This is a genomic window from Daejeonella sp. AP26 (assembly GCF_056680515.1).
The window spans coordinates 1510189-1535270 of sequence record NZ_CM155286.1 but is presented as its reverse complement, the minus strand read 5'-3'; the positions used below and the strand labels follow the sequence as shown (position 1 = coordinate 1535270).

General features: G+C 44.2%; 23 protein-coding genes. 5 read left to right on the top strand and 18 right to left on the bottom strand.

The window, feature by feature from the left end; all coding sequences use genetic code 11:
- Positions 1-81: 81 nt before the first annotated feature.
- The 13 genes from AC1MCB_RS06635 to AC1MCB_RS06575 all read right to left on the bottom strand — a co-directional run bounded on the left by AC1MCB_RS06635 (position 82) and on the right by AC1MCB_RS06575 (position 13307).
- The gene (locus AC1MCB_RS06635) at positions 82-615 is read right to left on the bottom strand and encodes a DUF6580 family putative transport protein (RefSeq protein WP_479967954.1); all 534 of its coding nucleotides are present in this window, start codon (positions 613-615) and stop codon (positions 82-84) included.
- A 1512-nt stretch (positions 616-2127) separates the two neighbouring features.
- The gene (gene moaCB / locus AC1MCB_RS06630) at positions 2128-3036 is read right to left on the bottom strand and encodes a bifunctional molybdenum cofactor biosynthesis protein MoaC/MoaB (protein ID WP_479967953.1); all 909 of its coding nucleotides are present in this window, start codon (positions 3034-3036) and stop codon (positions 2128-2130) included.
- Complete coding sequence (locus AC1MCB_RS06625) at positions 3037-3480, bottom strand: molybdenum cofactor biosynthesis protein MoaE (RefSeq protein WP_479967952.1); 444 nt, start codon at positions 3478-3480, stop codon at positions 3037-3039.
- 7 nt (positions 3481-3487) lie between these two features.
- Positions 3488-4585 carry a ThiF family adenylyltransferase gene (locus AC1MCB_RS06620; RefSeq protein WP_479967951.1) on the bottom strand — a complete coding sequence of 366 codons (1098 nt, stop codon included), beginning with the start codon at positions 4583-4585 and terminating at the stop codon, positions 3488-3490.
- A 5-nt stretch (positions 4586-4590) separates the two neighbouring features.
- A complete protein-coding gene (locus AC1MCB_RS06615; protein ID WP_479967950.1) occupies positions 4591-4824 on the bottom strand; it encodes a MoaD/ThiS family protein in 234 nt (77 codons plus the stop codon).
- 108 nt (positions 4825-4932) lie between these two features.
- Entirely contained in the window at positions 4933-5670 is a 738-nt protein-coding gene (locus AC1MCB_RS06610) for a sulfite exporter TauE/SafE family protein (RefSeq protein ID WP_479967949.1), read from the bottom strand.
- A 3-nt stretch (positions 5671-5673) separates the two neighbouring features.
- Entirely contained in the window at positions 5674-6852 is a 1179-nt protein-coding gene (locus AC1MCB_RS06605) for a molybdopterin molybdotransferase MoeA (RefSeq protein ID WP_479967948.1), read from the bottom strand.
- Positions 6853-6859: 7 nt separating this feature from the next.
- Complete coding sequence (moaA, locus tag AC1MCB_RS06600; RefSeq protein ID WP_479967947.1) at positions 6860-7840, bottom strand: GTP 3',8-cyclase MoaA; 981 nt, start codon at positions 7838-7840, stop codon at positions 6860-6862.
- Positions 7837-8427 (bottom strand): nucleotidyltransferase family protein, encoded by a 591-nt coding sequence (locus tag AC1MCB_RS06595; protein WP_479967946.1) that lies wholly within the window; start codon positions 8425-8427, stop codon positions 7837-7839. The genes moaA and AC1MCB_RS06595 overlap by 4 nt, the downstream gene beginning before the upstream one ends.
- A gap of 5 nt (positions 8428-8432) precedes the next feature.
- Positions 8433-9536 carry an XdhC family protein gene (locus tag AC1MCB_RS06590; protein WP_479967945.1) on the bottom strand — a complete coding sequence of 368 codons (1104 nt, stop codon included), beginning with the start codon at positions 9534-9536 and terminating at the stop codon, positions 8433-8435.
- 83 nt (positions 9537-9619) lie between these two features.
- Entirely contained in the window at positions 9620-11854 is a 2235-nt protein-coding gene (locus tag AC1MCB_RS06585) for a xanthine dehydrogenase family protein molybdopterin-binding subunit (RefSeq protein ID WP_479967944.1), read from the bottom strand.
- Between the two features lie 5 nt (positions 11855-11859).
- Positions 11860-12843, bottom strand: coding sequence for an FAD binding domain-containing protein (locus AC1MCB_RS06580; protein ID WP_479967943.1), 984 nt, complete (start codon positions 12841-12843; stop codon positions 11860-11862).
- Positions 12840-13307 (bottom strand): (2Fe-2S)-binding protein, encoded by a 468-nt coding sequence (locus AC1MCB_RS06575; RefSeq protein WP_479967942.1) that lies wholly within the window; start codon positions 13305-13307, stop codon positions 12840-12842. Before AC1MCB_RS06575 ends, AC1MCB_RS06580 begins: the two co-directional genes overlap by 4 nt.
- Before the next feature lie 266 nt (positions 13308-13573).
- On the opposite strand from AC1MCB_RS06575, the gene AC1MCB_RS06570 reads away from it, so the two are divergent.
- The 3 genes from AC1MCB_RS06570 to AC1MCB_RS06560 all read left to right on the top strand — a co-directional run bounded on the left by AC1MCB_RS06570 (position 13574) and on the right by AC1MCB_RS06560 (position 15563).
- Positions 13574-13903 (top strand): hypothetical protein, encoded by a 330-nt coding sequence (locus AC1MCB_RS06570; protein ID WP_479967941.1) that lies wholly within the window; start codon positions 13574-13576, stop codon positions 13901-13903.
- A 37-nt stretch (positions 13904-13940) separates the two neighbouring features.
- A complete protein-coding gene (locus AC1MCB_RS06565) occupies positions 13941-14834 on the top strand; it encodes a helix-turn-helix domain-containing protein (protein WP_479967940.1) in 894 nt (297 codons plus the stop codon).
- A 315-nt stretch (positions 14835-15149) separates the two neighbouring features.
- Positions 15150-15563 carry a YybH family protein gene (locus AC1MCB_RS06560; RefSeq protein WP_479967939.1) on the top strand — a complete coding sequence of 138 codons (414 nt, stop codon included), beginning with the start codon at positions 15150-15152 and terminating at the stop codon, positions 15561-15563.
- A 98-nt stretch (positions 15564-15661) separates the two neighbouring features.
- Here the strand turns inward: AC1MCB_RS06560 and AC1MCB_RS06555 are convergent, their stop codons facing one another.
- From AC1MCB_RS06555 to AC1MCB_RS06545, 3 genes are all read right to left on the bottom strand, one after another.
- Complete coding sequence (locus tag AC1MCB_RS06555; RefSeq protein WP_479967938.1) at positions 15662-16819, bottom strand: zinc-dependent alcohol dehydrogenase; 1158 nt, start codon at positions 16817-16819, stop codon at positions 15662-15664.
- Between the two features lie 726 nt (positions 16820-17545).
- A complete protein-coding gene (locus tag AC1MCB_RS06550; RefSeq protein ID WP_479966270.1) occupies positions 17546-18478 on the bottom strand; it encodes an IS3 family transposase in 933 nt (310 codons plus the stop codon).
- Positions 18475-19026 (bottom strand): hypothetical protein, encoded by a 552-nt coding sequence (locus AC1MCB_RS06545; RefSeq protein WP_479966271.1) that lies wholly within the window; start codon positions 19024-19026, stop codon positions 18475-18477. Before AC1MCB_RS06545 ends, AC1MCB_RS06550 begins: the two co-directional genes overlap by 4 nt.
- A gap of 648 nt (positions 19027-19674) precedes the next feature.
- Here AC1MCB_RS06545 and AC1MCB_RS06540 point away from each other — a divergent pair.
- Both AC1MCB_RS06540 and AC1MCB_RS06535 read left to right on the top strand, forming a co-directional pair.
- Positions 19675-21096 carry a PAS domain-containing protein gene (locus AC1MCB_RS06540; protein WP_479967937.1) on the top strand — a complete coding sequence of 474 codons (1422 nt, stop codon included), beginning with the start codon at positions 19675-19677 and terminating at the stop codon, positions 21094-21096.
- A gap of 338 nt (positions 21097-21434) precedes the next feature.
- Entirely contained in the window at positions 21435-23771 is a 2337-nt protein-coding gene (locus AC1MCB_RS06535) for a 7TM diverse intracellular signaling domain-containing protein (protein ID WP_479967936.1), read from the top strand.
- Positions 23772-23950: 179 nt separating this feature from the next.
- On the opposite strand, the gene AC1MCB_RS06530 is transcribed toward AC1MCB_RS06535, so the two are convergent.
- Together AC1MCB_RS06530 and AC1MCB_RS06525 are read right to left on the bottom strand one after the other, a co-directional pair.
- Positions 23951-24559 (bottom strand): hypothetical protein, encoded by a 609-nt coding sequence (locus tag AC1MCB_RS06530; RefSeq protein WP_479967935.1) that lies wholly within the window; start codon positions 24557-24559, stop codon positions 23951-23953.
- Between the two features lie 54 nt (positions 24560-24613).
- Complete coding sequence (locus AC1MCB_RS06525) at positions 24614-25078, bottom strand: (2Fe-2S)-binding protein (protein ID WP_479967934.1); 465 nt, start codon at positions 25076-25078, stop codon at positions 24614-24616.
- Between the last annotated feature and the right edge of the window lie 4 nt (positions 25079-25082).

The window sequence follows — 25082 nt, the reverse complement described above, 5'->3', positions numbered from 1 at the left end:
ACTCAACACTAGTTTTGTTATAATTGAAAAACCCCGGCTTTAGCGTCCGGGGTTTTTCAATTTATGTATATGTAAAAACGGTTACCTGTTAATTAATACTGGATAACGCTTAGATAACAAATAGAAACTTCCGAAAAGAACACCGCTGAAAAGAAGGTTTCCAACAACCATGTTATTCAAGAATGGAAGAGCCGCAACATATGAAGCAATGATCCCCTGCATGTTGTGCGGATACAAACTCACCGGATAGAGCAATGCAAAATTAGTAAGCAGATAAAATATCAGAGCACCCCCTATTGATGACAAAGCAACGTTAGGAACCGAAACTTTTTCACGGATTAGAAATCCGCAGAGAACCATAGCAGTAAATGCCAGGTAAACGATCATACTAAAACCATTACCGATAAATAGATCTGAAATCGCCATAGCTGCCAAAGGCATGATAAAGGCCAGGCGTCTGTCATTGAATTGAGCGCCTGAAAATATTGCTAACGCGCCAATAGCAGTGAAGTTCCAGATATGTGGAATTAACAGGGGTAATGCTCTGGTTAAGGCTGCGCAGATTATTAGAATAGTTAAAACTAAAAATCTCGGAGATCTGATTTGTTCTGTCATGCACCAAAATTATGATTTTTTTTTGGATGCTATGCTGTGAAATAAAAATCTATCATCAGGTATTTAAATCTCCTTTATTTGGCACTTTTGACCGTCAGAATAAAATTTCGACACGTTTTACAATAGTCTATTTATCAGCTACTTGTATAACTCTATATAGAGTGCTTATCCATATAAGAATGACTTTTATATATATGGGAGTGGCTGTTTGCCAAATTAAATTCTGTTTCATCTAATAAATTACTTAATATCAAGTATTTATATCCAATTTTTAAGGCTATTGAGCTCGCTTTTTAAGCTCTAAGGATTTCTGGTCTATCTACCGATGGGTTAGTATTATTTGACAAACATGAACGAAGTCCCGATATCGTATTCGCCTGAACACAAATCTCCAGGCGTCAGTTTTATCCAGCGGTTAAAATGATCAGATTATCTCCCTCTAGTATTCGGAACTGTAATTAAACTTTAGACCAAGCTTTATAAGCGAATTCACAAAAAACGTACAGAATGACATTTCGATTGATTTAAAACCGATTATTTGAACAAGTTTTTAAAGATCCCCGCACTTCGTCTAGATTTAGTAAGAGTTGCTTGCCGAATGTGGCTGTAATGCAGTATTAATTCCTCCTGCTCCACGAAAATTGCGGACCGAAGGACAGTAGATCTGATCCTCACCTCAGACCGAACTTAGTATGTGCTTAGTATGTGCTTACTATGTCATCACTATATCGTAAAGCTGTGATCAGATAGTAAGCAACCTGTAAGGAAATTGTTAACAAATTCTTAGAGTCTTGCGGATTCATTGGTTTAGAAGGAGCACCCTGTATTTTGGTACTAAAAAGATCCTTTTTCAAAGATCATCATGGAATTCCGTAGCTGGAGTTTAAACTAGCGACACAGCTATATAAGGTTCCGGCCGCGAAAAAGAAGGGAGTAAGGCGCTTACAGGGATAATTTTGGCGCCTGTCAAGTTTATTTACTTAAAGTGTAGAACCATGTATGACTATATAAAACTATAAAGATGAAATAGATATATGATTTTTTTAAAATTGAAGTTTTACAAACCTCGATAGCTAGTTTTGCATTCCCAAGAGATCTGAAATTTCTAATTATGCGTATTGAGGGTAGAAGCTAGTATTGATCAGTGCTGGTACTTTAGACTTTTTTATATTGGTCGTAGGCGCTTTTGAGGTCTTGCTAATCATTGTGCCAATCGTAAATATGTAAGATAATGTAGAAAAAAATTGTAACGTCGAATTTAGTTTCGTAAAAAGTTCATTTTAAAGGTGTTAGTATACTCTATATAAACTTTTAATTCTATCCTAATAGGTGCTTTACGCCTGTTTGCAACATTGCTTTTTCGATAGTGATCTCATTTGCAATAATCCTCCATCCGAAAAACGTTCCTGCTATCCCAAGCTCCACCCGACGCGACATAAATTGCCGTATAGAACAATTATTTAAAATACTGGGTGTCTATATTCAAAATACTTATACGTGCCTGAGTTAATTTTAATGTTGCTGACCCTGTTTCACGCTGAAAAGGTGCAACACCTGTGGAAATAAGGCAGCGATATATTCCTCCACGCCATTTCTGGAGCCTGGAAAGGTGAGCACCAGCGTTTCGCCGATAAATCCGGCGACACCGCGCGATAACATGGCATGGGGCATCCGTTCCTGGCCGTATCGCCTTGCCGCTTCCATGATACCATCAATCTCTCGGTCGATCAGCGGGCGGATAGCCTCGGGGGTTACGTCTCTGGCAGAAAGGCCGGTTCCCCCTGTAAATATGAGCAACTGGTGCTCCGGTCCGCAGAGTTCCAGCGCTTTTTCTTTGATCGCACAGACATCATCTGCCACGATCTCATATGCCAACGTTTTGATAGCAAATTGATCGAGAAGGTCAATGATCGCTCTGCCTGACGTATCCTGTGCAATGCCTGCCGATACAGAATCTGAGCAAACGACCACTGCGGCTTTGATATGTTCAAAACGAGCGGCCGACAAGTCAGATTTCCCTCCGGACTTCTTCAGCAACCGGATGTTCCGGATCTCTACGCCCTTATCAATTGGCTTCAGCATGTCGTACATGGTCAGTGCAGTGATTGAGGCACCATGCATGGCCTCAACCTCTACACCGGTCTTGTAAATGGTATGCACTTCCACCGTGATCAAAATATCCAGTCCGGCGATTTCATAAGTGATTGAAGTAAACTCGATGGGCAGGGGGTGGCAATCAGGAATTAGGTCGCTGGTTTTCTTTACCCCCAGGAGACCAGCGGCGCGGGCAAATTCGAATACATCACCCTTGGGGATCTTTTTCTGTTCGACCGCATCAATAGTTTCCTGCTTGGATACGCTCACGGTGGCCTGGGCAATGGCAATCCTTAGCGTGCTGGATTTCTTTGTAATATTTACCATCTAATTATTTTCTTTCCACTGGTGTGTATCGTCTTCGAATATTTCGCGTCCCCAGATGGGCAATTCAGCTTTTAGCCTTTCCACGAGCTCTGAACAGGCATCAATAGCCGGTTTGCGGTGCGTCGAAGAGGTAAATACAAACAAGCAGATTTCTCCTGCATTTATTAAACCCAGACTATGGTGCACATGAAGGCAGTGCAGCGGGTATTTTTGAAAGATGTCTTCCCTGATCTGGTGCATTTTTTCCAGGGCCAGTTCTTCATAGGCAGTGTATTCAATACCTAATACAAACTTGCCTTCAATCTCATCCTTTCTAACTTGCCCCATGAATATGCTGTGGCCGCCAATGGCTGTTTTCGTACTGTGCTTAGAAATTCTTTCAGCTATGAAAGTGGGATCTATCTTTCCGTTAACAAATATGTTTTTTACTTTTCTGTCGCTCATATAATCTTTAAAAATGATCTCTCCATTTGGCTATCCCGCCCTTTAGACTATATATCTTTTTGGTATCGTGATATTTCTCGAACAAGTCTTCAGCGGCTGCTGCGCTCCGGATGCCATGCTGACAGATCAGGATGATGTTTTCTTCCAGGCTCTCGGTCTCCAGGAAATCGGCGAATTCAGACATGGGAACCTGCTTAAAGATCCTGCTGTCGAGCTGAGGCAACTCATGCCTTTCCCGAACATCCAGAATAAGGGTAGAAGGTTGTTGCCGAAGCGAACTTAACTGAAGGGCATCAATTTCGAGATAGCCTTCCCGGATCTTACAGGAAGTATGATACTCCGTGTCGAAAAACTCCTCCTCGGTAGTGGCCAGCTTGTAATCCTGCCCCGGACTGATATTCATGATATTTTGTTCGTTAGTAAATAGATTGTAATGCAGCAATTTGTTAACCAGCGGCTTTCCGACTCCGGTTATCAGCTTGATTATTTCTGTGGCCGCCAGGGTGCCAATCACTCCCGGCAAAACACCGAGGACGCCACCTTCGGCACAATTAGCCACTTCGCCGGGGGTTGGGCAAACCGGAAAAAGATCACGGTAGTTGATGCTTTCGCCATGATCATCTGTTCGGTTGAATACCGCCACCTGACCTTCATAGCCGGAAACCGCCGCAAATACCAGCGTTTTCTTAAGGAGTGCACAGGCATCATTGATCAGGTAGCGAGATTCAAAATTGTCCGTTCCATCCAGTACCAGGTCATAGTTTTTCAGCAGACTGAGGACATTGCCTTTAACGATGCGCACCGAATGCGGTATAATTTCAATCTGCGGATTCATTTGCCGTAATCTGGAGGCGGCAACCTCAACTTTCAGCATGCCCAGGTCGGCAGTTGTGAAAAGTATCTGACGGTGCAGGTTCGATAACGCGATTGTATCGTCATCCACAATGCCGATGTGCCCGACGCCCGCGGCAGCAAGGTACTGCATTGCGGGGCAGCCCAAACCGCCCGCGCCAAACACCAAAACCCGAGCCTGCGACAACAAAAGCTGTGCGCCTTCTCCAAATCCGCTAAGGATGATCTGCCGGTTATATCTTTCTGCTGACATATTTTTTAACCTCCGGAGAACGGTGGCATAATGGCTACTTTATCATTATTTAGGATCGGCAGATTTCCCTGTACAATCTTATTATTCAAAGCCAGCTTATATTTTACGTTTTTTAGCATCGGAAAGGATTTTTCCAAGTATCCTTTTAGCTCGTCCGTGTTGCCGGTTCCGGATACTTCAATTCTCTGGCTCCCGATGAATTCGGATATTCTCCCAAAACTGATGATCTCGATTTCCATTCTGCTAATTTAAACTTAAGATGCTGAAATTTCATCAGTCAATGTACTCTGCGTCTTTTTCACTGGTCTAGATACAATTTAACAGCCTTTTGCAGATCATCTTCAGGGCTACGCTTGTGTAAACAATAATTTATAAGCGGCCAGTGCCAGTACTCCGGCCAGCACATTCTTCAATACGGTTTGCGGGAACTTTAGAGCTCCAAAGTAAGCGCCGCAGATGCCGCCTGTAAAGGCCACGGCCACATAAGCCACCATGTACTGGTTGAATTCAAAACCCTTCAACATCTGACCTCCCAGCCCTGCAGCAGAGTTGACGAAAATGAATGCTGCGCTCACTGCAGCCGCCTGTTTTTGATCGGCCCATTTCAACAAGATCAGGGCGGGGGAGAGGATGATGCCGCCGCCAATACCGATCATTCCGGATATCAAGCCTATGGCGCCGCCAATTGCGATTGAAAGAATAGTATTTGAATTCCTGAGTTCCTTTGGGTCACTATCTATGAAAAAAAACCTTATAACCGGAATCACCAGAAGAACACCGAGAATCTTTTTATACACAGAGCTTTCAATTGCCATGGTTCCGCCCACAAAGGAGAGTGGGATAGAGGTCATAGCAAAAGGCCAGAACGTTTTCCACCTGAAATGTCCGCCGCGGTAAAATTGGATAAAAGAAGTGGAGGAAACAAAAAGGTTTAGCAGTAGGGCAGTTGGTTTCATAATGGCCGGTGATACCGCAAATATGGCCATCAGGGCTAGGTAACCGCTTGCCCCACCATGCCCAATAGACGCATACAGAAAGGCTACGATGAAAAGCAGGACATAAAAAAGTATATAGTATTCCTCCACTTTCTAAGCTGGTAAAAGCATGATCGTAACCTGGTCGCCGGCTTTAAAGTCTTGCCGGTCTTCGTCTAAACGGATCAGGCAGTTTGCATGGGCAAATGAGCTCAGCCTGAAGGATTCCTGTGCGCTAAGCGGCGTCGCCTTGCCATCCTCATAAATACCTTTCAGGAAATGGGTAAGCCCGGTGTTTTTTTTATAGCCTTCAGCCAGTTCCACCGTTAATTCTATCAAGGAGTTTTTCTTTCCGGACAACTGTTTCAGGGCCGGCAGCACGTAATTATAGTAGCAGCTCAAAACCGACGAGGGGTTTCCGGGTAGCCCGAAAATTAACTTATTAGCAAGTGTTCCAAAAAAAAGCGGCTTGCCGGGTCTCTGTTTTACTTTATGGAATACCTGATGAATTCCGCAGCGCTGTGATGCTTCGACTACGAAATCATAATCGCCAACGCTCATGCCACCGAAAAGCAATATAACATCAGCATCCTGCAAAGCACTTTTTAATACATTCGTCAATATTTCAAGATCATCCTCTGCTTCTTTAATGCGGAAATGTTCAATGCCTTCGTTTTTCAGGGCTGCCGAAAGCGCATAGGAATTTGCTTCGTACACCTGACCGAACTTTAAGTCCAATCCCGGTTTGCACAGCTCATTCCCGGTGACAATAATTGACACGCGGGGCGTTGGCAAAATATCAACTGCTGCAATACCTAAGCCGGCAAGGAAGCCTATCGCTGCCGGAGTTAGCAGGTTACCTTTTCTCATGGCCATTTCGCCCGACCGGATCTCGCTGCCTTTCTCGCGAACATTTGATCCCGCCGTCAAATCCTTGTCCTGAATGATAATCCTGCCATCCTGCTGAATGATCTTTTCCTGCATGACCACCGAGTCGGCACCTTCGGGAAGAGGTGCCCCGGTAAACACCCGGCAGGTTTCTCCGGGTTCTAGCGAAATGATCTCTGCTGCTCCAGCCGCCATTTCACCGGCAGGCCGGAGCGCTCGCTGCCTGTCTTCAAACCTTAAAGCATAACCGTCCATCGACGATTGCCTGAAGGGGGGAAGATCAAGCCCGGCGTAAATGTCGGATGCCAGCACCAGGCCGGCAGCCTTTTCCAGACTGATACGAACAGGTTTTAGAGGTGTGATGTGATTTGTTATGAGGGATTTGGCTTCGGAAACACTGATCATATTGCAATTATCCTCCAATGGTGATCATACTCCGGTTATGGATAGCCGCCGCATCCAGGTTTTCAAACTGGGTGGTCAGCTGCCCACCGAGCTCTTTTTTCTTACTCCAGATCGAAGCCTTGATAAGAGGAAGTACGTCTTCATTATTCCGGAGCGCGGTAAGCAGATCTGTCTCGCCATCGCTGAACAGGCAATTTTTAAGTTTCCCATCGGCGGTCAGCCGCATCCGGTTGCAGGTACTGCAAAATGGGGCGGTCATCGTGCTGATGACGGCAAAGGACCCCACATGACCGGGGATCAAAAAACTCTTGGCTGTATCGTGAGGTTCGTCGGTAACCGGCAGTACGGTAAAATCCTTCTCTATTGCGGCCAGGATCTCCTGGAGGGAAAACATCTTATTGCTGGTCCATTTGTTCCCGCTAAACGGCATGAATTCGATAAACCTGATCTGAACGGGGTAATGCTTTGTCCAGTCGATGAAGTCTTTGATCTCGCCATCATTAAGTCCTTTCATCACCACCATGTTGATCTTTACGGTGATCTTCTCCTGCAAAAGCAATTCTATATTGCTGCGAACCTGGTGGAACACATCGCGACGGGTGATCAACAGAAACTTTTCCGGCTGAAGCGTGTCGAGGCTGATGTTGATCGTTTTGATGCCGGCGTTTTTTAACGTGGGCAAAAGTTCGGCAATACGGGTTCCATTGGTGGTGATCACCAATTCGACAGGCAGTTTACCCAACTCGGAAATGATTTCCGCAGCATCTTTACGAACCAGCGGTTCGCCGCCGGTTAAACGTATCTTTTTCACACCCTGTTCTACGAATATCTTTGCCAGCCTGACAATTTCATCCGTTTGCATCAGCCGGGAAGCGGGAGTGAAGTCATATTCTTCCTCCGGCATACAGTAAAAGCAGCGGAAATTGCAGTTATCGGTAAGCGATATCCGCAGGTAATCATGCACTCGTCTAAAGGAATCCGCTATCATCTGTGATCAATTAAATTCATATAATCTTTTTCAGTGTCAATATCAATATAGCCAAGTTCAAAATCAACAGTTTCGATATCATCGGGGAACTTGCTAAGCAGTTCCTTTGCTCCTTTATTGCCTTCCAGCGATATAAGGTCATCGAAGTATTCCTTGTTGAAAAGTGCAGGGGTGCCTGTCGTTTCCGCATAACGGCTCGCAATAATATGCTTGCCTGTCTTTTCCCGCTTGTTCAAAAGGTTCTTAAATATTTCCGCGGTTATATAGGCCTGATCAGAAACCGCGATGATCACGTTTTCCAGATCTTTATCCTCACTCAGAAGAGCCGACATTCCGGCAGCGATACTCGACGACATGCCTTCCCTCCAACTATCATTGATGATATAAGTAATATCCGGATGATGGTGCTGTTTTGAAATCTCATCGGCATAGGCTCCGAGTACAACAACAATAACCTCAAAACCGGAGTCTATTGCCGCATCACTTACGATTTCCAAAAGCGTTTTTCCCCGGTAGGTTAGCAGTTGCTTGGGTTTGCCCAACCTGCTTGATTCTCCCGCCGCTAATATGATGATTCCTGTGTTCATAAATATTACCAGTTTTGATGAATAGGATTCGCTTTCTCTTTTAAAGACCTGGCCGAGCCACCCGAAAAAACTGACTTAATCTCGGCAATGATCGAGATAGCAATCTCTTCGGCGGTTTCCGCACCAATATCCAAGCCTACCGGGCCATGTACCCGCAAACGGTTTTCTTCAGTATTCTGCCCCAGTTCATCCAGCATTCTGAGCAGCTTTTTCTTTGGTCCCAGGCTGCCGATGTAAGGCGCATTTGTTTTCAACAGAAGGTCAAGCAGTTCGAGGTCATAATTGTAATTGTGGGTCATCAGTAAAATGGCAGTCTGCTCGTCAATCGTTATTTCCGATAAGAGCTGAGCCGGCTTCACAACTAACACCCGGTTCGCAATTGGAAAACGCTGAACGGAAGCATGCGAAGGTCTGCCGTCAGCAATAGTTACATTCCAGCCCAGCAGGTAAGCAATCTCCGACAGTGGTTGCACATCATTCCCGGCACCGGCAATAATAAGGGAAACAGGCGGCGGAATAAATTCCAGAAAGCCGTCAATTCTACGATCATCAACATCGTAAGTCCGGAAATCTGAAAGCTTATTGCCTAATGAATCAGCTGCATCTTTGATTACCTGCGCACTTATAGAAGCGGGGATTTTTGTCTCTAGTGTATTTTCCCGGTATAGCATACTAGTCCCGGGTTGTATTTTGCCTTCAAGGGAAAAAAGGGTGACCACTACCGCATTTTTGCGTTCGCTTTGCAAGGTGCTTAACATGTCAATAGGGTTTAACGGATCGTCCGCATTGACCGGCTCGAAAAGAATGTGCACAATTCCGTTGCAGCCCAGCTGTACGCCGATCTTCGCATCCTCCTCATCTGTGGTGTCGTAAGTAATTAGCTTGTTTTCCTGCTGCACAATAGCCGAAAGGGCTTTCCTTAATGCATCTCCCTCCAGGCAACCTCCGCTGATAGCACCTGTTAGATGGCCGTCTTCGGTGATCAGCATGCGTGCACCCGGTCTTCGGTAGGAGGAGCCCTCAACTCTGACAACAGTAGCCAGGGCCGTTTTTAGTTTTTCCTTTCGGGCGATTTGATAAGCTTTCAGTATATCAGTAATTTCCTTCATAAGGAGTTGTTGGTCAGTATTTTAGAGCAGTTTCACTCAAGTGTTAGAAGAAACATTTAAAGATCTGCTCACAGTTGCGTAAACTATGCCTCAGTCTGAATCAGTTTATCCGCGGTGATCGGCAAAGACCGTATCCGCTGCCCCGTTGCATTGAAGACCGCATTGGCGATAGCGGGAGCAACCCCAACCAGTGCAATCTCCCCGAGACCTTTTGAACCCAGCGGATTTATGTACGGATCTTTTTTATTAACGAACAGTACGTCCACCTTCGGAATATCCGCGTTGACCGGCACATGGTAATCAGCGAAATTATTGTTGATGGGCCTTCCAAAACGATGGTCAATAACCAGGTCTTCCATAAGGGCCATCCCAATGCCACCAACTGCGCCGCCAATCATCTGGCTTTCCGCAGTTTTAGCACTGACAATAGTACCGGCATCAGCGCAGGATACTACATGGTCGATCTTTATTCTTCCCGTTGCGAGATGGACGCGGAGTTTGACAAAGTGTACCGAGAACGAATAGCTAGAGTAAGGCTGTTCTTTCCCTTTCGATTCGCGGGTGACTTCAATAACCGATAAGTTGTTCTGTTTTAGGAGATCGCTATACGACATTCTTACGGAAGAATTTTTCTCCAGTGAAATGCCGTCTTCTGAAAAGCTCAGATCAGCTGCTTTTAGTGTTTGCAGGTCCGATTTGCGGAATGCAGAACCATCCTTAACTGCGAGCTCGGCGATCTGCTCTTTCAATGCTAAACAGACATCGTGCACTGCGGAACCGACTGTTGATGTTACAGTAGATCCGCCTTGCATAGGTCCCGGTGGTAAGCCGGTACTTCCCATCTGCACCCTGATGCGATCAGGCTTCAAGCCCATCGCCTCCGAAGCTATGGCAGTCATCATAGTAGCTGTCCCCGGGCCCATGTCATTTACTGAACATTGTAAAAGCAGCTTACCGTCGGGCATCAACCGGGCTTTCACTGTTGCCGCGCCGCGAAAGGCACCGAAAGCACCCGTACCCATGCCATAACCGACCAACCAGTCGTCTTCCTTGATATTTTTTGGCTGCATTTTCCGGTGCTTCCACCCGATCCGGTCAGCACCCAGCTGGTAACATTCTTTTAAATATTTACTTGACCAGGGCAGGTTGTTCTCCGGATCTTTATCCGAATGATTAAGGATCCGGAATTCAAGCGGATCCAGGTTCAGTTTGAATGCTAACTCGTCCATAGCCGATTCAAGGGCAAAAGAGCCGGTGGCTTCACCAGGCCCGCGCATCCAGATAGGAGTACAGATGTTTAAAGGAACAAGACGATAACGCGTGGTGACATTCGGGCAGGTATACATGAAACGGGAGATATTAACTGTTGCTTCAGTAAACTCCTGATAAGCTGATGTGTTACCGGTGGCCTCATGTGACAACGCAGTTAACTTCCCATCCCTTGTGGCACCCATTCTCATTCTCTGAATCGTTACGGGCCGGTAGCCTACGTTAGTGAACATTTGTTCGCGATGCAGAACTAATTTTAATGGCTTACCTACCTTTTGGGCGCCCATAACCGCGGCGATCTCGTAAGGCCAGGTACGAAGGCCCATTCCGAAGGCACCACCGATATGCTCGGCATGAACGGTTACATTTTCCAACGGAAGCTTAAATGCTTCGCCTATCGATCGCTGGGTAGACTGTACGCCCTGCGTTTTTGTATACACTGTAACCCGGTCGGCACCTTCCCAAACAGCCATGATGCTTGCCAGTTCCATCGGGTTGTGAACATCCGCCGGATGATAATATTCCTGGTCTAATTTAACCGCTGCATTTTGAAAAGCTTCGGCGTCCCCGCGCTTATAATCTTCAAACCGCGGTCCTGTAGGAATTTTAGCATCATCCAAATTATCATGCAGATTTGTCTTATGGACTGCTTTATCGTACTGAGCCTTTACCAGGCGCGTAGCATGTACTACGCGCTCGAAAGTATCGGCTATGACCAGGGCAATTGCCTGGTCATAATACAGAATTTCATTGCTTGCGAAGAAACGCAGCGGTGCACCTCCCGAAGGCGGTTTTGCCGGGTCTTTTCCGGTGGTATATCCGGGCAGTTTGGGTGCATTTAAATGAGTAATTACGGCCAGTACGCCGGGGGCGCGAAGGGCACTCTTTGTGTCAATGGTTTTGATACGACCTTTAGCGATCGTACTTCCAACCAGCATGCCATAAACGGTATTCTGTATTTTATGATCCGCGGCATACGAAGCGTTGCCGGTTACCTTTGCCCGGCCGTCTACACGGTCAATGCGATCGGCTGTCTTGTCTTTCTCCATATTGCTTATGATTTCCCCGTGGCTGTTTTCAAAGCTTCAACAATCGTGTTCGGCGCCAGCTTTAACTTAAAATTGTTGTGACCATAGCCCTTCGCATTGCGGAGCGCTAACTCTGCCGCCTGACGGAAGACCTCCTCTGAAGCCTGTTTTCCTTTTAGAAAATTCTCCGCTTCGGTCAGCCGCCATGGCTTGTGGGCGACCCCGCCCATAGCCAGCCGCGCATCCCTGATGGTGTTCCCTTTGATATCCAGCGCCGCGGCTACTGACACTAATGCAAAGGCATATGAAGCGCGGTCGCGAACCTTTAAATAGTGCACATGTTTCCCAAACTCATTCTCCGGTATTTCCAGTCCCACAATCAGTTCACCTTTCTTCAGTGTGTTGTCTTTTTGCGGAGTATCACCCGGCAAACGGTGAAAGTTTTGAAAGGCAATTTTACGGTCACCATTTGGTCCCGTCACCAAAACGGTGGCATCCAAAGCGACCAATGCTATGCACATATCACTCGGGTGGACGGCTATGCATTTGTCTGAACCACCGAAAATGGCGTGCATCCGGTTGAAACCTTTCAGCGCGCCGCAACCTGATCCCGGCTCACGCTTATTGCAGGGCATGTCGGTGTTGTAGAAATAAGGACAGCGGGTGCGTTGCATCATATTGCCGCCAACTGTGGCCATATTCCGTATTTGTTGCGAAGCACCGGCTTGCAGCGCCAGAGAAAGCAGCGGTTGCTCTTTCACTACTAATTCATGCTCGGCAACTTCGCTGTTAAGGGCAAGAGCGCCAATGCGTAAATTGCTGCCCTGTTTTGAGATCTCTTTCAGAGGGAGGTTGTTGATATCCACCAGCTTCTCAGGGCCGGCCACTCCCTTTTTCATCAGGTCAACCAGGTTGGTTCCACCTGCAATCCATTGAGCAGTACTGTTCTTAACTATAGCTTCTATAGCCGATTTAACACTGGAAACACGCACATAATCAAAGCCTATCATATGATCCTGCCTCCCTTCTTCACATCGCTAATGGCTTTCACAATATTTGGGTAGGCGCCGCAGCGGCAGATATTGCCGCTCATGTACTCACGGATTTCTTCGTCTGTACTAGCATGGCCTTCTTTGATACAGGCAACGGCTGACATAATCTGACCTGGAGTACAATAGCCACACTGGAAACCATCATGTTCTATAAATGCCTCCTGCATGGGATGAAGCTTATCACCGGCAGACAAGCCTTCGATCGTAGTAACCTTTTTTCCCTCAAGCATTACGGCTAGCGACAAACAGGAGAGCACCCTCTTGCCGTCGACATGAACGGTACAGGCACCACACTGCCCATGGTCACAACCTTTCTTCGTCCCTGTCAAAGATAACTGCTCACGGAGCAGATCCAGCAAAGTTACGCGGGGCTCAACTGATAACTGATGTGCGGTGCCGTTGACTTCCAACGACAGTGACATCTTTTCAAAAAAGGCGGCTGTTTTTTCGTCCCATTGAGATTCAGCTGCGTGTAACAGCGACGGGGGTATGGTTGCAAAAGCCGCCAGCAGTGAGGTGTTCTTTAAGAAGTCCCGCCTGGCTTCATTAGGTACAGACTGATCTTTCTTATTGTGGAGACATTCTTTTTCGTCCATAACTTAATGATGTAAAGAGTTTATTGGCGATGACTTAAGTGAAATTAATCATTTCAGGAACCGCTCACATTTGTATTGCAGCTAAATGAGTTTTGTCACTAACGATAATAACCAATATAATCGCTTTGTTTGCATGTGATGAGTTATTTCCATTAAAAGCTGGCGACACTCCTTCACTAACTCCACGCAACACACCGGAACGCGTACGAACCGTTGGAGCGAAAGGAGTGGGCAACGATTGCTGTGCATATAATGAACTGGTGAAAATCAATGGCAATGCCAACCCTATTAATAGTTTTTCTATAATAATTGACCTTCTTATCAAATCAAAGATGTTATCTTTTATCTGTTTGTATCGGATACAGATTACTGATTTGTATACCATTATTACTGATCCGGCTGATCAATCAATCAGGGAATGAATAAAGTGATAACTTTGGTTTGATTCATACAAATGCTATGGAAATGCTTCGATTTAATACTATCGCTGAGTACAATGCTTTCAATAAGAATGAAACCCGCCACCCGCTGGTGAGTGTTGTTGATTTATCAAAGGCCGACCCCAGACAAGGGTCACGCATGTACTTTGGATTTTACACGATATTTCTTAAGCAGGTCGTTTGTGGCGACCTGGTGTATGGTAGAAATACGTATGACTACCAGGAAGGGACTTTGGTTTTCCTGGCTCCCGGACAGGTGGCTGGCGTTAACAGCAATGGCGATTTTTATCAGCCGAAGGGCTATGCACTTGTTTTTCATTCCGATTTAATACATGGTACGCCACTCGGTCGCCACATTCAGGATTATTCATTCTTTGGCTATCAGTCAAACGAAGCACTTCACCTTTCAGAACGTGAAAGAAAATTAATACTTGATTGTTTTTCAAAAATAGAGTATGAGTTGGACCGTGCGATCGATAAGCATAGCAAAAGACTCATTGCTTCCAATATTGAACTGTTGCTGGACTATTGTGTCCGCTTCTACGACCGTCAATTTGTTACGCGTGATAATGTAAATAATGGTATCCTGGAACGATTTGAAAATCTGCTGCAAAATTATTTTCTGTCTGACAAACCACAGACCATTGGATTGCCGACAGTTGCATATTGCGCCAATGAGCTCAACCTGTCTGCTAACTATTTTGGCGATCTGATCAAAAAGGAAACGGGAAAATCACCCCAGGAATATATTCAATCCAAGTTAATTGATATTGCAAAGGAGCGGATCTTTGATACCAGCAAATCGGTTAGCCAGATTGCATATGAATTAGGCTTCAAATATCCCCAGCATTTCGCCCGGGTATTTAAGCAGCGTGTCGGCCGCTCGCCATTGGAATTCCGAACGCTAAATTAGTTGGATTAAGGTATTTTCTAATACCATCGGGATTGAAAACTCTAATTTCTGCTACGATATTCTCTGTATAGCTATTTACTTGACCAATCGAATCATTTTCTCGAAGGTAAGATTACAACCTCGCGTCACTTTATCATTCTCATGGCAAAAGAACCTACTTGATCTATACGCCTTAAATGTGTGGTTCCGGGAAAAAACAAGTACCTTAAGCTAATAACAGTTTATATCTTTAGCTGGCAATTGGCAGAGGCTTATAGTCTAAATTCCGTTGCGGGTGATTCTAAAAAAGTAATCTGAAAATTTTAAATAATTTATATGGAGATCAAAGACTTTTTCACGACCTATCGAAATTCAGCCTGGCATAAGGACTCCAATGCTATGATTGATCTATATGACGAGCAAGTCGTCATATTCGATATGTGGGACCAGGGTTTTCATTTAAATCTATCAGATTGGGCTAAAAGTATTAAAAACTGGTTTGGTTCTTTGGGTAACGAAAAAGTAGAAGTGAAATTCGAAATGATAAAAATTAATCAGTCAGGCAACGTTGGATTTGCAAGTGCGCTGATTCAGTTTCAGGCAATTTCAAGCGATGGCGAGGTTTTAAGAAGCATGAAAAATAGAATGACACTTGGATTTTCAAAATTTGAAGAAGGATGGAAGGTGATTCATCAGCATACGTCGGCTCCAATTAGTTCCGATGACCTCACTGGTGTTTTGATTATTTAGTTTATTTCCAACAAGCGATCTAAGCTCATCGCCATGGGGCTACTTCTGTGTTTCTCCATGGCGATGGCTAAGTTCATAATCTATACTTCTTCTGCGCATCAAGGTGTAAGGACCACTTTAACGCAATCATCTTTCTTGTTCTTGAAAATATCATAGGCTTCTGCAGCCTGGCTCAGAGGCATACGATGAGTAATAATATCATCAAGGGTTACCTTACCGTCCTGAACAATTTTGAAGAGCTCGTCAATATACTTCTGCACATAAGCCTGGCCGAAACGGATGTTTAGTCCCTTTTCAAAAAGTTGGTGAACGGGGAAATTATCATAGTTACTTCCGTACACACCAACTACACTTATTGATCCGCCCCTTCGAACAGCCTCTATGCAGAGCTCGATAACTTTAGAAGTTCCTTTTTCTAAATTAACCACCGCTTTCAGCTTTCCCAGGAATCCCCGCTCTGCTTCGAAGCCCACTGCGTCGATAGCACAATCCACACCACGTCCGCCGGTCATCTCCCTAATCTTATCCATCAAATGCTCATCATGCGCATTTAATATCTCTGCATTATTGACGTTCTTAGCTTTTTGCAGACGGTAATCCAGAGGGTCGATCGCAATCACTCTTTCGGCGCCGTTTAACCATGCAGACTTCTGGGCCATCAAGCCAACCGGACCACTGCCAAAGATGGCGACCGTACTTCCTGGTTTTACTTTGGCCCATTTAACAGCGGACCATCCGGTAGGAAAAATATCGGTTAAAAATAAAACCTGCTCATCGGTCAAATCCTCCGGAATGATACGTGGCCCAGTATTAGCCTTTGGAACTCTGACAAGCTCAGCCTGACCACCATCATAGCCACCATACATGTCTGTAAATCCGAAAAGACCGCTTCCTTTACCTTTCATCAAATGGCCTTCCGGCCCGTACATTTCGGGATTCGTATTCTCACAGTGAGGATGTTGGTTATGAGAGCAAAAAAAGCAAGCACCACAGGCAATCACAAACGGAACCACCACGCGGTCGCCCTTTTTAATGTGAGTAACCGATGTGCCAACCTCTTCAACAACTCCCATAAACTCGTGGCCCATTACCATATCCTTCAACTGGGGGAAAAAACCATTGAAAATATGTAAGTCGGAGCCGCAAATGGCAGTAGAGGTTACCCTGACAATAATGTCTTCCTGATCTTCGATACGTGGATCATCCACATTGTCAACACTGATGTCTCCGATTTTGTGAAAAACTGCTGCTTTCATAAAAAGTATTTAAATGTTTAGAAGCAACACCCCTTATTGAATTAAAGTTTTAGTAATATGGAAAGAATATCCCGACTGCCACGTAAGTTAGAGCAAGCTCTTCGCTATAGCAGATAAGAGTTATGAATAGAGTTTACACCAAAAAAAATTAGAATTTTTAAAGAATAATGGTCTGACAAAATATTTAGCAGTTTATTAACAGGAGGAAGGTCATGTTTTGCAATTTGCTAAGTCAACAGCTTTAATTGCCTGCACATTTACATAACTCCTGATTACGACAGGAACCGGTCGCATCGAGGACAGCGTCCATCTATATGCTGTGGGGCTCCTATATTGATTCATTTCGCAAGTAGCAGCGGTTTTTCTACAAATCTCAAATAGGTTAAGACCCTGAATGCAGTAATACACACGCAACGAGCTCTGGGCGAATTGAACTGAAGGGTATATTTGATAATCGGTAAATATTTTTGGCGGTTTTCATAAATTATCCATAAATAACCGCGAACAATGACTCTCAAAACCTTCTAACCTCTTCTGCCACTTACCAAACTACTACCTGGTTCGGTTCAGATAGGGACAGTGTTGGGCTGGAACTGGGAAAAAGGGACTTTTAGCCGAACAGGAACCGAGCACGACCCGAACCAGAGCCCAACACAGGGGTAATTTCAAAGTTGTATGTCTAGTCCTAAAATAGCTATACAGGTTTATGAATTAATTGTAGATAGACTATACATTGCAATTTGGTAATTGGGATTTAGTTATACAACTATCTTTTTCCCTTTTTTTAATTGGTCTTTTCTTCCATCGTTTCGTGAGAATTTCCTGTTTCAAGTGGGCGTTTTCGGGTGTCAGATAATCACAACTGCTATGCGGCCGAACCTGGTTATAGGCCTGGATACTTTTAGCGATCAAAGTCCTGGACTTGGCAAGTCCCACATTGGTGCTATACAGATCGAATTCTGATTTGAGAATTCCATTGACCCGTTCTGCTAAAGCGTTTTCATAAGGGTTCCCGTTCTCCGTCATACTGATGGCGATTTGATTTCTTTTTAAAAGATCCACATAGGCCTTGCAACAATATTGAGATCCCCGGTCGGAGTGGTGAATCAGCTGCTCGCTGTACATCCGGCTCTGCAGTGCCATCTGTAATGCATCGATACATCCCTGCGCAGATAAGTCTTTACGAAAGGCATGGCCAACGATTTTTCGTGAATGCGCATCTGTTATCAGACTGAGGTATCCCCACTGTCCGATCATTCGAATATAGGTGATGTCACTTACCCAAAGTTGCTCTGGCCTGTAGATGATCATGTCTTTTACCAGATTGGCATATTTACGCATCCAGTGCTTCGAATCGGTCGTGATGACTCTTCTTCTACGTCGCCGGATGTGCAGGTTGTGCGTCCGCATCAAGTCAAATAAATAATCCCTTCCAATCTTTATTTGCTGTTCCTGTAGCTCTTCCTTGAGCATGTAATGCAGCTTTAAGGTTCCCACCCGCGGAAGTGTCTTGCGGATCTGAAGCACCTTTTGCAGGATGATCTCATCTTTTAAGCCTTCATCCTGAGTGCGCCACTGGTGGTCGTACCAGGCGTGTCTTGTTTTGCCAAACAGTCGACACAGGGTCTTGATCCCCTGCTGGGGAAAGTCCTGTTTCATTCTTCCGACTGCTTGGCACCAGACTTTTTTCTGATATCAATTTGAAGCTGTTCTTCGGCGATATCGATCAAGGTATCAAGCGCCTTTATCTTTAGTTCAGCTTCAGCAAGAGCCTTCTGAAGGTCTTTTACTTCATCTTTACTTTTCTTTTGGGATGTCCTGGCCATCGATGGTGCGGGTTGATGACCCACAAGATCGTATTTTTCCTGCTGATCGGCCTTAATCCAATGCTTAATGGCCGTAACGCTTTTTACGTTGAAGGTAATGCGGGCCTGACTGATCGTCATTCCCGACTCTATAGCCCGCAAAACGGAACGCCTTAGCGTGAGCGGATAAGCACACCGTTTATTACTTTGGTATTCTTTAGATCCATAGGTGGTCATCCACAAGCCCAGGGTAGACTTCACCATCCCATACTTTTCAACCGCTGCGCTTCGGGGCAGGCCGCCCTCAACAAGCGAGACGATCTCTTTGATCAACCGCTTATCAAACGGCTGAGTTTTGTGATGCCGTACTACGAACGGCTCTAACTTTTCTTTGGTTTCCATACACTGATTTTAGTGTATAGTTTTTTTAGGAATTGACAGTAAGCTTTAAATATCAATCACCGGATTCATCCGGCCATCAATTCAATACGGAGATCTTTGCTGAAGGTCTTTTTACATATTCTGTAAGGAGGGCTTTTCCGGGAATGCAATGGGGGTAATTATTAATGACCGGCTTAAAGCAGGAAGAAAAGTTATAGACACTTCCAGATTTAGCGGCACAAACAACAGAGTGTTAACATCAACGACACTGAACGACAATTGACTCAAACCCGGCAGAAGGTGAAATCAAAAAATAGTTAGAACTTTACTCTATGGTATCTGGCAGGAATATTTTTGAATCCGTAGCGGATTTGTATTTATATAGAAGTTAAGCGAGTGAATTTTTATTCAAATAGCGCAATCATTGAGGTTAACACAAACCAGACTAAATTCCCTTGTTTCGCTGCGGTGGGTGATGAGCGAATTGAATTGCTCGTTTAAATTCATATTTTTGTACCCTGGCTTGCTCGCGCAGGAATCATTTTAAGAATCTTTAAATTTTTCTCATTAACTGTTATTTCATATAAAGCGTTTTTACGGCACCCAGATCGTAGAACTATATCCGCATTTAAGAAAAAGCCGCCTCAGATATATATTTAAGTACTTATTGTGATTCAAAACGAATATTTCAACAAAATTTTTAAGGCTACACCTTTACCGAGCCTGCTACTATTAAGTGATGCGCCCCTCTTCACCATTGCAGAAGTGAACTTCGCTTACCTGAAGGTTACCGGAATGAATGAAGATGATTTAATTGGCAAAGGCGTATTTGAGGCTTTCCCGGATAATTCCACCGGTGTTTCAGATAACCTGGCTCTCTCGCTTAGTGAGGTGATACAGACCGGTGTGCCCCATAAAATGGAGGTTCAGAAATATTTTCTACCTACCTATGGTACCGATGAATATGAAGCCAGGTACTGGAACCCCGAGAATATCCCTGTTTTAGTTGACGGCGTGCCGGTGTATATTATCCACACCGTTCAGGATATAACAGCGGAGGTTAAAACTCAGGTGGAACTAAAGCAAAAAGCCAGAGTTGTTAAGGAAAAATTTGAAAATCTTGTTCAGAGCATTGATGGAATTGTTTGGGAGGCTGACGCCCACACTATTGCCTTTACCTATGTAAGTCCACAGGCCGAGCATATATTGGGCTATACCCCGGAAAAATGGATGGGCGAGGCTGAATTCTGGCAAAAGCATGTTTTCCCGGAAGATCTCGATAACGCCATCAACTTTTGCCAGGCCATGACCCTTGCGCGTGAAAACCACCGGTTTGAATACAGGATGATTAAAGCCAATGGGGAAATAATTTGGCTTGAAGATATTGTATCTGTAATTAGTGTGGATGGGAAGCCAGAACTGCTGCGTGGGCTAATGGTAGACATTACACAGAAAAAACAGGCGGAGGAAATTTTAAAAGCGTCGGAAAAAAAGTATGAATTGCTTTTCCAAACCAGCCCTCTTTCTAAGTGGATTTATGATATAGATACTTATCAAATTCTGGATGTTAATGAAACTGCTGTTCTGGAATACGGATATAGCCGTGCAGAATTCCTCAACATGTCGATCAATGATATTAGTTTTAACGGCGATAGGTTGGGGTTATTTGAGGCCGTACACTTTGCTAAAAAGTTCCCACAAATGTTTTCAAGCGGTTTACACAGGCATGAAAAGAAGAATGGTGCTATTATTTATGTGGAAATTCAAAAGAATATTATTGATTTCAACGGTTCTATGGCTGCATTAATGCTGTCAAATGACATTACAGAACGTGTGCAGAGTGTATTAGCCCTGGAAGAGCAAAATCAAAAGCTTAATGACATTGCTTTTATGCAGTCGCACGTTGTACGGGCGCCTTTAGCGAGGATGATGGAGATTATCAACCTGTTTGAGGATGTAGAAAAACATTCACCGGAGTTTGGGGAATTACTAAAATACCTTGTCGCTTCGGGAAGAGAACTCGATGATATTTTGAGGAAAATTGCCGACAGGACTGAGCCGACTGACCTGGCCCCGATTAGTGAAGAGTAAAATCTATTGCTTGTATTTGCAGACCATCGGAAAAACGATTCTGCAGATAACGAACACAACGTAAAAGACATTTCCTTATTGGTATCTATATCGGGCTAGAGGATGTGGGTATCCTTGGTCGCAAGCGGCTTGCTGTGATAGCAAACGAAATTTAAACGTGTACTTCTATTACTCCATGCCATCACAGAATCAGAAAATCCGTTAGATTTCCATTGAAAACATTCTTCGGATTTATTTGCAGTTTATCCTTTCTGTAGTAGTTTTACAGACTCTCTCATTTATATTCTCGTTACTTATACACGTACATCTCATCTATATTGAAAAGGGCCTTCTTCTTTTTGTTGTTATTTTTTGCTTTTCACGGCGTCAGTGCAGAGTACATTTTCAAACCCGGTTCGATTCCTAATCAAATATCTCTTATTCAATACGCGTGTATCGCTGATGCAGGTGACCGCGAGCTATCGATCGATGAAGTAAGAAACAAGCCGAACAGGCTTCAATTCAGGCCGATTAAAGGAATAAACGGTAACCTTGGCTTTACAGATCGTACCTACTGGGTGAAGTTTGAGCTCCAAAATCAATCAGACAGGCCACTTTTCTATTACCTGGAGACTGCTGAGCCTGTGACCGATAATGTAAACTTTTATTTGTTTGACGAAGCAAATTCGTTCACAACCCAGAAGAGCGGCGATAACCTGTCTTTTGCCGAAAGGAGCGTTGCATTTCGAAAAACCATTTTTAAGATTCAACTGGAACCGGGAGAAAAAAAACAGGCTTTATTGGAAGTGAAGAATGACGGGGAAAAAAATAACCTGCCGCTAAACCTGATCAGTCCTGAACGGTTTTTGGAAATAATTTACCATGACCAGCTGGTAATGGGAATTTTTTATGGCATTTTATTTATCATTACCATTACCTACCTGTTTTTTTACTTTGCTTTAAACGAGCGCATTTTTCTATACTATTCTTTATATGTAGCCTGCGTAGGTTTATGCCAGTTTGCCCTTGACGGTTTTTTTCACCAGTTCATTGACCGGAGCAATTCATGGATAAATCTGCATGCAGTTATAATTTTTGCTATTTCGGCAGCTTATCTTTTTGGCAAGTACAGCGAACTGGTTCTGAATATTAAACAGAATAGTAAGGGTGTTTATATAGCATTCAAAGTTTTATATATATTGTTAGCTATCGTCTTATCAGGCATCGTTTTATTTCCCTCGTTCTTAAAAATCTCATACCCTGCTGTTAACATTTTAACGCTGGTTGGGATGCTGCTGATTGTTCTTTCAATCATTGTACTTTTTGTAAAGAAACAGCCATTAGACCTTTTTTACACCGCTGGAATTGCCATTCTCTTTATTTGCTTTACGCTAGCTATTCTGCTAAACTTTGGACTTATAACCAGTTTTTCTATTGAAAATATTACTAAACCGGGCATCGGACTTGAAATTATTGCGCTTTCATTGTCGATGGCGAACCGGATCAGGGTGCTTAAAAGTAAGAAGGAGGAGCTGCAAGCAATAGCGCTGCAAAAGTCGCAGGAAATGAACGATGTAAAGTCGTACTTTCTTTCGAATATGAGCCATGAGTTGCGAACACCGCTGAACGCGATACTCGGTCTGACTAACAGCATGGAAAGTGAAATTGCAGACGAAAAGATCAAAGCTACCTGTGAGGAGATAAAAGATGCGGCTTTTAGCTTGATTTCTTCTGTCAATGATATCATGGACTTTTCTAAGATCGAGAAGGGGCAGATCCGGCTTGATCGTGTAATATTTTCGCCATTTTCTATTTTAGAGAAAGCCAGGTTAAATTACCAAAAGCAGGCCACAAAAAAGGGCCTGGAATTTAAGTTTTCTACCAATTTGAAGCAGACTATCCGGGTATTGGGGGATCCAAACCGCCTGGAACAAATGGTAAATAATGTATTAAGCAATGCGTTAAAATTTACCTCGTCGGGTTGTATTTCGTTTGATGCTAAATCAGTAGAAACTGAGGGCCATCTGGATTTGGTATTGACTATTCGTGATACAGGCATTGGAATAGCGCCGGAAAAGCTGGCTTCTGTCTTTGAAATGTTCTCGCAGGTGGATATTAGCGATAGACGCAGATATGGCGGCTTTGGCATTGGGCTATGTATAGTTAATTCGTTGGTTAATTTGCATGGCGGAGTTATCAGATTAACCAGTATAGAAAACAGGGGGACAGACTGCAGCATTTCCCTAAAATATTTTATGCCTGCAGAAGAAGTGAAGCCGGTAAACAAGTTCCCGGATGAGTCTTATGATTTGCTCGGCACGCATGTTCTGGTTGTTGAAGACAACCCAATGAATCAGATGGTCATTAAAATGATGATGAGACAATGGTTGAATACCACTCTTACTTTTTCGAATAACGGCGCTGAAAGTCTGGAAGCTTTGAAGAACATTGATGTTGATATTATTTTAATGGATCTGCAGATGCCAGTGATGGATGGGTATGAAGCAACTGCCGCTATTCGGAATGGCGAATCCGGACTAAAAAATAAGTTGGTTCCCATCATTGTAATTACGGCAGATGTGATGGAATCTACCCGGGAACGGATTCTTAACCTGGGAGCTGATGACTGGATGACTAAACCGGTGGATCAAAAACTATTATATCAGAAGATTACTAATTTGCTGTCGGTTACCTGAAAGAAACCGGGAGTAGTATTGATAGCTGGCTGAAATCAAATAAGATACGCGTTTTCTAAAAAATAAATGATTTTCAACGTCAGATTTCTATAGAATAAGTATTGGATTTCAGCAATTATCGGCAAAAAATAAAGTCAATTTAATTTACGAAAAGAAAGTGTGCTGGTTTCATAAATTGCTTAATTACCAGCAGGCGCATATGCGCCTTTTTCAATCCAGGTGATCCATGCCTTTTTAAATTCCTTATGGCTGATGGGAGGCAGTGTACGGCCTTCGCCCGGATTCCACCCCGCCTTTACCAAGCCGTCATCGGCATGTTCTATCAACTGCTCCAACGTTTTATTGCCGTTTGTTTGCGAGTTCACCAATTGTTTGGCAAGTTGATTAGGTGTCTTTCCCTGGAATACCATCGTCATATCCGCCGGCGGCAGGTGCCAGTCAGGATCGCCGGGTGGTTTATGTAAACCTTCCACATTGGCCGGCTGATGGCAGTTCGAACATTTCATAGCATAAACTCCTTTTCCATCTAACCCCCTGCGTGGCAGCATCGTGTGCAGATGACTGTCGTCGCCCTGTAATGGCACGTCACCTGAGGGATGACAATTCATACAACGGGGACTCATTAAAACCGCGTAGGCAGTCATAAATGCCTTAACCGATTCAACACTATCTTTATTAACAGACCCGATCTTCGCCGTGCTTAGCTTATTTTGATTTTCTACACCGAAACTCAGGAAAATGACTACAGAGATGATTATTGCCAGAATAGGGATAGTTTTTTTTAGCATTGAGTATGGTCTGGATGTTTATAATAAATTATTCTCACTTAGAAAAGAGTTCTGCTAACCTTCATTCCTCTGCATTTCGGCTGCTAAATGAATCGCGCTACGAATTCTCATATAAGTTCCGCAGCGACATATGTTCCCGGCCATAGCCGCGTCGATATCCTCATCTGTCGGGTTTTTATTCTCTATCAGAAGCACCGCCGCTGACATGATCTGACCTGACTGGCAATATCCACATTGAGGTACATCCAGCTCGAGCCAGGCTTTTTGTAGTGGGTGTTCATTAGTTTTTGATAATCCCTCGATCGTTACAACTTCCTTTCCGGCGGCCCGGCTAACTTTTGTAACACATGAACGAACAGCTTCACCGTTGAGGTGAACTACACAGGCACCACATTGTGCAGCCCCACAGCCATATTTTGTTCCAACAAGACCAAGGGTGTCCCTGAGTATCCACAGCAACGGGGTGTTCGGATCTACATCTACTTTATAGGATTTTTTATTGATGGTTAAGTTGAGCATAGGG